Below are 6,102 nucleotides of genomic sequence, written 5' to 3' on the forward strand. Positions count from 1 at the left end.
GCCACGCAGGCGATCGTCGCCGTCACCGGCATGCTGGAGCGAAGCCCCCCCATGGCGCTCACGTCCTTGGTGCCGGTCTCGTGGTCCAGGATGCCCGCCACCATGAACAGCGCCCCCTTGTACAGCGAGTGCGCCAGCAAGAAGGTGACGAAGGCGGTCATGGCATAGTCGGTACCGATGCCCAGCAGCATGGTCAGCGTGCCCAGCGCCATGATCGTGGAGTAGGCCAGAAGCTTCTTGATGTTGGTGTGATGAATGGCCAGGAACGCCCCGGTCAGCATGGTGGTAGCACCCACCAGCGACAGCGTGGTGATCCAGAGTCCCGTACCGCCGAGCTCCGGCGACAGCCGCGCCATCAGGTAGATGCCCGCCTTGACCATGGTGGCCGAGTGCAGGTAGGCCGAGACCGGCGTGGGAGCGGCCATGGCGTTGGGCAGCCAGAAATGGAACGGAAACTGCGCCGACTTGGTGAACGCGCCCAGCAGCAGGCAGATCACCATCGGCGTATAGAGCGCGTGCTGGCGAAGATCCTCGCCGCCGGCCAGAATCTCGGAGAACGACCAGGCGCCGCCGGCGATGCCCAGAAGCGTCAAGCCCCCCATCAGCGCCAGGCCCCCGGCCACGGTGACGAACAGCCCCTGGCGTGCGGACTTGCGCGAGGCAAGGTCGGTATGGTTGAAGCCGATCAGAAGATAGGACGTGACGCTGGTCAGCTCCCAGAAGACGAACAGGGTCAAGAGCCCGTCCGCCATCACCAGTCCCAGCATCGACATCATGAAGCCGAGTATCGCCAGGTGGAAACGCGCCATGTCGGGGCTGCCACGCAGGTAGCCCCCGGCGTAGACCAGCACGCACGTCCCGATCACGCAGATCAAAAGCCCGAACAGCAGCGACAGGCCATCGAGCATGAAGGTCAGGCTGATGCCCAGCGACGGCACCCACTGCCACTCGAGCAGCAGCGGCCCTTCGCCGATCACGCTACCCGCCTGGGTCAGAAGCCACGCCGCGATCGATGCCGGGAACAGCGCCAGCACGAAACTCGCCTGCTGGCCGAACCAGCGATTCAAGAGCGGCGCGGAGGCGGCCAGAACGAAGCCTAACAGGACGGCGAGCTGCATCTGACGAATTCTCCTGGGTAGTGACCGCCGTACGCCGGCGCTGCTCGGTGCATCCATCACCGAAGCGTTGAATAAAGGTGATTCTAAAGTCGTAGACCTTATACCAGCCGACGCCGGGTTTCCAGGCCTCGAAACCTCGAAGAAATACTTAGCAAGCTATATTAATGCTTGATAACCCTTGGGAAATTATGTCATTGCGGCGTTGAAAGCCAGCCCGCGAGCTCCGTTTCGAGGATCTCGACGAGTGCCTCTACATGATCGTCGCGGTCGTTCAGGCAGGGAATGTAGCTGAAGGTCTCGCCGCCGGCGTGCAGGAAACTCTCGCGAATCTCCTCCTGGATCTCCTCGAGGGTTTCGACGCAGTCCGACGAGAAGGCCGGCGAGATCACCGCGATGTGCCGGTGCCCCTGGCGGGCGAGCTCGGCGACGTGCTCGACGGTCTGCGGACCGACCCATTTCTCCGGGCCGAACTGGGACTGGAAGGCGGTATCGATCTCTTCACGCTCGAAGCCTAGCGTCTCGCGCAGAAGCCGCGTGGTCTTCTGGCAGTGGCAATGGTAGGGGTCGCCCTCCAGCAGGTAGCGCTCCGGCACGCCGTGGTAGCTGGCCACCAGCTTGCTCGGGCGCGTGTCGAAACCGGCGTAGGCTTCCTCGACGGAGTTGGCCAGCGCCCGCAGGTAGCCTGGATGATCGAAGTAGGCGGGCACGGTGCGAAGCGCCGGCTGCCACTTCATCTTCATCAGGCTGCGAAACGCCTGATCGTTGGCCGTGGCGGTGGTCGGCGAGCCGTACTGCGGGTAGAGCGGGAAGAACACGATGCGCTCGCAGCCTTCGGCCTGCAGTCGCTCGAGCACGCTGGGCGTGGAGGGGTTGCCATAGCGCATGCAGAAGTCCACCGCCACCGCATCGCCATGCAGCGCCTTCAGCCGGGCGGCGACCTTGGCGGTCTGGGCGCGGGTGATGGTCAGAAGCGGGCTCTCATCGGCCTCGGTGTTCCAGATGCTCTTGTACGCCTTGCCCGACGAGAACGGCCGCTTGGTCAGGATGATCGTCTGCAACAGCGGCTGCCACTTCCAGCGCGCGTAATCCACCACGCGCTGGTCGGACAGGAACTCGTTGAGGTAGCGGCGCATCGACCAGTAGTCGGTTGCATCCGGCGTTCCCAGGTTGGCCAGCACCACGCCCACTTTCTTGCGGGCCACCGGCGGGTGGGAAGCCGGTGCGTGGGCCAGGCGACCTTCGCCGGGCCGATCCGTTGACGTGCTCTCGCTCATGGCAGTCGCTCCTTCGAAAATCAATCAAGCCGAGTGGGTCGAGGGTGAAAAGCTTACCACCTTTCGGTGATTCGGCGGCATGAAGTTATACTATCGACATCATCTGTATAACTGCGGATCAACTCATGTCCAAGCCGTTGCTGCTGATACTGGGCGATCAGCTGACGCTGTCGCTGCCAACGCTCGAGGACGCCTCGACCAATGCGGTCGTGGCGCTGTGCGAAGTGAAGGAAGAAGCGCGCTACGTCCCCCACCACGTGCACAAGATCAGTCTGTTTCTGGCCGCCATGCGCCATTTCGCCCGCGAACTCGAACGCAGGGGATTCACCCTGGCCTACAGTCGCCTCGACGACCCCGACAACATCCACTCGCTCATCGAGGAAGCCGAACGACTGGCCGAACGCCACGGCTGTGACGAAATTCGCGCCACCCGTCCGGGCGAGTGGCGCCTCTGGGAAGCGATGCGCCAGCGCCAAGAGGCTGCCCTGCCCTGGCGCGTGCTCGAGGATACGCGCTTTTTCACCACGCCCGCCGACTTCGCCGACTGGATGCGGGGGCGCACTCAGCCGCGCATGGAGTACTTCTACCGCGAGCAGAGAAAAAGAACCGGGCTTCTGATGGAGGGCGACGAGCCGTCGGGCGGGCAGTGGAACTTCGACCATGACAACCGCGAGCCCTTGAAGAGCCGCACGCTCTTCCCCACCCTGCCCCATCATCGCCAGGATGCGATCACGCGCCAGGCCCTGGCGGATGCCGCGCACCATTTCCCCGAACACATGGGCGATATCGCGAATTTCAACCTGCCGGTGACGCGACGCCAGGCGCTTTTGGATCTCAGACACTTCATTGCCGAAGCGCTGGCGGACTTCGGCCGCCATCAGGATGCGATCAGCGATAGCGAGCCCTACCTCTATCACTCGCGGCTCTCGGCGGCGATGAACATCGGCCTGCTCTCGCCCCGGGAGGTGTGCGAAGCCGCCGAGCGCAGCTATTACGAAAAGGGCGCGCCGATCAACGCCGTCGAAGGCTTCATTCGCCAGATACTGGGCTGGCGCGAGTACGTGCGCGGGCTCTACTGGACGCAGATGCCCGGCTACAAGCGCGAAAACCGGCTGAACGCCCGCCGCGAGCTGCCGACGTTCTACTGGGATGCGAAGACCGACCTGCGCTGCATGAACCGTGCCCTGCAGATGACCATCGACAACGCTTACGCCCACCATATCCAGCGGCTGATGATCACCGGGAATTTCGCGCTCTTGTGCGGCGTCAAGCCCAAAGCGCTGTGCGACTGGTATCTGGCGGTCTACGCCGATGCCTGCGAGTGGGTCGAGCTTCCCAACACGCTGGGCATGGTACTGCACGCCGACGGCGGGCTGATGGGCTCAAAGCCCTACTGCGCCTCGGGCAAGTACATCGACAGGATGTCGGATCACTGCGCCCAGTGTCGCTACTCTCCCAAGCAATTGACCGGCACCCACGCCTGCCCCTTCAACAGCCTCTACTGGCACTTTCTCGAGCGCAACGCCGAGCGGCTGCAGAACAACCCGCGCATGAAGCTGATCTATGGTTCGCTGAACCGAATGAGCGACGAGAAACGTGATGCGATTCGCCAGCAGGCCGAGTCCTTCCTGCGCCGGCTCACGCCAGAAAAAGGCTATGGACTGCCCTGTCACACGCGAGGATATCAACGCTGATGATGTTACCTGACCCGCTCGAGGCGCGCGCCGGTGTGAGCGTCGAGGCGCTGACGGGGTCAAGCTGCACGTCGAGGACGCACAAGGGAACGGGTACGTGGGAATGGAGGCAAGCCGGGCCCTCTATGCGACGCTGGGCTACCGGCGATGGGTCAAGTTATCGTGTTTACCGCGCCTGCGCGGCGTATTGAATGCAGGCGACAGCGTGTTTGCCCGCTACCGCGTAGGGCTGGGGCGCTGGTACGAGAGAGCGAGGGCGGTCGAGACTAGAATACCAGCGGCATGCGCGAGGTAAGCGGTTCACTGTAGTGCGCATCGCGGCCGACCATCTCGTCGTGGGGTACGTGCTGCACCAGATAGGCGCGATGGATACCGGCGCGGGCCAGCTCCAGGTAGACGTCGTCCAGCGCACGAAACAGCATCGGCTTGCCGCGCTGGGTGAGCATGTGGCGAGCGCCTTCCACATCTTCGAGCTCTACCTGGTAGAAGCGGCTGCCCGAATGGGTAATGACGCGAATTTCGAAGTTGTCGGAGCCTTCGACGAAGGCTTTCAATTGGTTCAGTTCCATGGATCCCTCCAAGTTATTGGTCGTCATGGGGCACAGAGTGACGGCTAGATGTGACACTCGTGTTACCCGTTTCATAACAGTAGCGCAAAGCATCAACGTTGCGCCAACGTGTTAGGACGACTCATGAGGCGAAGAGTTCCTGACCGCTTGGTCAAAAAAAGAGCGCATCCTGAGGATGCGCTCGCACGGGGTTTCTGGTACTGAGTTTCTGGTACTGGATTACTGGTACTGCGAAGGATCGATCGCCTTGCCCAGCGAGTTACGGTCGATCCAGTTGCCGCCCTTGGTCTCCTTGTAGCGAAACACCACCTTGTCGCCCACCACCACGGGAAGCTCGGCGTCCTCGGTCTGGTAGCTGAAGGTTTCGCCATTGACCACCAGAAAATAGCGGTAGAGATCCGGCATGCCCAGCCACTCCTTGAACGGCCCTTCGCGCTCGAGTGACTCGAGCTCGCCGCGTCCTTCGAGCTTGGGAAGCCGCTTGCGGTTGCCCCGCCTGAAACCACCACCTGCCATGTCCTGCTCCTTCGTGTCATACGTTGAGTGATACGTGTTCGAAACCGACGCTACTCGCCGAACGCGCCGCCGTAGCTGTCCGGCGCCAGGTCCTCGAAGCGCGTGTACTTGCCGATGAACGCCATGTGCACGGTGCCGATCGGCCCGTTACGCTGCTTGCCGATGATCAGCTCGGCCAGACCCTGGTTGTCCGGGTTGTCCGGGTTGTAGACCTCGTCGCGGTAGACGAAGGCGATGACGTCGGCGTCCTGCTCGATGGCGCCGGATTCACGCAGATCCGACATCACCGGGCGCTTGTTGGGGCGCTGCTCCAGCGAGCGGTTGAGCTGGGAGAGCGCGACCACCGGGCAGCCGAACTCCTTGGCCAGGCCCTTGAGCGAGCGCGAGATCTCGGATATCTCGCCGGTACGGTTCTCGGAGAAGCCGGGAATCTGCATGAGCTGAAGATAGTCGATCATGATCAGCGCCATGTTGCCGTGCTCGCGAACGATACGCCGGATGCGCGAGCGCATCTCGTTGGGCGAGAGCGCGGCGGTATCGTCGATGAACAGCTGCTTGTCCTTCAAGAGGTTGACCGCCGAGGTCAGCCGCGGCCAATCCTCGTCCTCGAGCTGGCCCGAGCGCACCCGGGTCTGGTCGATGCGCCCGAGCGACGAGAGCATCCTGAGCATCAACGACTCCGCGGGCATCTCCATGGAGAACACCATCACCGGCTTGTCGCTCGAAATCACCGCGTGCTCGACCAGGTTCATGGCGAAGGTGGTCTTGCCCATCGACGGACGCCCGGCGATGATCACCAGATCCGAGGGCTGCCAGCCCGAGGTCATCTCGTCGAGATCGCGAAACCCGGACGACAGCCCGGTCATCTCGCCTTTCATGTTGAACAGCTCGTCGATGCGATCGACGGCCTTGGTGAGAAGCTCGCTCATGC

Annotated in this window: 6 protein-coding genes; 1 reads left to right on the forward strand and 5 read right to left on the reverse strand. The window is 62.8% G+C overall.

Annotated elements, in window-relative coordinates; all coding sequences use genetic code 11:
* Both BIS11_RS09030 and hemH read right to left on the reverse strand, forming a co-directional pair.
* Nucleotides 1-1,118, reverse strand: a 1,118-nt coding sequence (locus BIS11_RS09030; protein ID WP_301286429.1) for a proton-conducting transporter membrane subunit, incomplete at its 3' end; no start/stop codon positions are given.
* A gap of 191 nt (nt 1,119-1,309) precedes the next feature.
* The gene (hemH, locus tag BIS11_RS09035) at nt 1,310-2,392 is read right to left on the reverse strand and encodes a ferrochelatase (RefSeq protein WP_253421474.1); all 1,083 of its coding nucleotides are present in this window, start codon (nt 2,390-2,392) and stop codon (nt 1,310-1,312) included.
* A gap of 125 nt (nt 2,393-2,517) precedes the next feature.
* Here hemH and BIS11_RS09040 point away from each other — a divergent pair, with 125 nt between their 5' ends.
* Nucleotides 2,518-4,086 (forward strand): cryptochrome/photolyase family protein, encoded by a 1,569-nt coding sequence (locus tag BIS11_RS09040; protein ID WP_253421477.1) that lies wholly within the window; start codon nt 2,518-2,520, stop codon nt 4,084-4,086.
* A gap of 266 nt (nt 4,087-4,352) precedes the next feature.
* Here BIS11_RS09040 and BIS11_RS09045 read toward each other — a convergent pair whose 3' ends face one another.
* The 3 genes from BIS11_RS09045 to dnaB form a co-directional block, all read right to left on the reverse strand.
* The gene (locus tag BIS11_RS09045) at nt 4,353-4,655 is read right to left on the reverse strand and encodes a DUF6482 family protein (protein WP_253421480.1); all 303 of its coding nucleotides are present in this window, start codon (nt 4,653-4,655) and stop codon (nt 4,353-4,355) included.
* 219 nt (nt 4,656-4,874) lie between these two features.
* Nucleotides 4,875-5,171, reverse strand: a complete 297-nt coding sequence (locus tag BIS11_RS09050; RefSeq protein WP_227388153.1) for a hypothetical protein — start codon at nt 5,169-5,171, stop codon at nt 4,875-4,877.
* A gap of 50 nt (nt 5,172-5,221) precedes the next feature.
* Nucleotides 5,222-6,102 (reverse strand): replicative DNA helicase (dnaB, locus tag BIS11_RS09055; protein ID WP_253585947.1); only part of this gene is annotated, 881 nt, incomplete at its 5' end.

Origin of the sequence: Halomonas sp. 707D4 (assembly GCF_024158685.1) — a bacterium.
Lineage (GTDB): Bacteria > Pseudomonadota > Gammaproteobacteria > Pseudomonadales > Halomonadaceae > Vreelandella.